We start from the raw sequence: 1,082 nt of genomic DNA, 5'->3' as shown, positions 1-1,082 counted from the left end.
CTAGTTGTAATGAGCAGGGACGTTGTGGACGGCGTGGCAGCGACAGATAGGTGAGGACCTCCGGTATCGGTGTGGTTACCACAACTGCACCGACAACCGAGAGGTCCTCGTGTCACACGCTAATGCCTTGCTCACCCCGAAGGGGCGATTGAAACTCGCGGCATCGATCGTCGACGACGGATGGTCGATCCGCCGAGCGGCCGAACGATTCCAGGTTTCACCGACCACAGCCAAGAAATGGGCCGACCGCTACCGCACCGGCGGCCCGACGGCAATGGCCGACCGCTCGAGCAGACCCCACTACAACCCGAACCGGACACCGACCCGCACCGAACGCCGAATCATCAACCTGCGCTTCCTCCGCCGGTGGGGACCACACCGCATCGGCTACCACCTGCACATGCCGCACAGCACCGTCTCAGCGGTCCTGCGCCGCTACAAGATGCCGCTGCTTCGCCACCTCGACCAGAACACCGGACTTGCTGTACGACGCCCGCAGCCGCATCGCTACGAGCATCCCGCTCCCGGGGATCTGATCCACATCGACATCAAAAAGCTCGGCCGAATCCCCGACGGCGGCGGACATCGCAAGCTCGGTCGCGCGATCGGGAAGCGGCACAACAAGAAACAGGGCCGCGGATACTCCTACGTCCATCACGCCGTCGACGATCACAGCCGGCTCGCGTATTCGGAGATCCTCGGTGACGAACGCAAAGAAACCGCATCGGGATTCTTCGAGCGCGCCAAAGCCTACTTCGCAGCCCATGACATCACGATCGCGCGTGTGCTGACCGACAACGGATCCTGTTACCGCTCAATACTGTTCGCGCAGACCCTAGGCCCTGGAATCAAGCACAAGCGAACCAGGCCGTATCGGCCGCAGACCAACGGCAAAGTCGAACGATTCAACAGAACCCTCAACCAGGAATGGGCCTACGCGAACACTTACCTCTCCGACGAAGCCAGAGCGGCGACCTACCAAGACTGGATCCATCACTACAATCACCACCGACCCCACACAGGCATCGGCGGCAAGTCACCCATCGAGCGACTGACCGTCCACAACGTCCCCGAGAAGAACA

At 61.6% G+C, this 1,082-nt stretch carries 1 protein-coding gene; it reads left to right on the top strand.

Annotated elements, in window-relative coordinates; genetic code table 11:
- Positions 1-109 precede the first annotated feature (109 nt).
- A partial coding sequence (locus AB0O58_RS26765) for an IS481 family transposase (RefSeq protein ID WP_363799796.1) occupies positions 110-1,082 on the top strand: 973 nt, incomplete at its 3' end.

The organism is Rhodococcus sp. NPDC080181, assembly GCF_040702225.1.
Lineage (GTDB): Bacteria > Actinomycetota > Actinomycetes > Mycobacteriales > Mycobacteriaceae > Rhodococcoides > Rhodococcoides fascians.
This window is presented reverse-complemented; position numbering and strand designations above follow the sequence as displayed.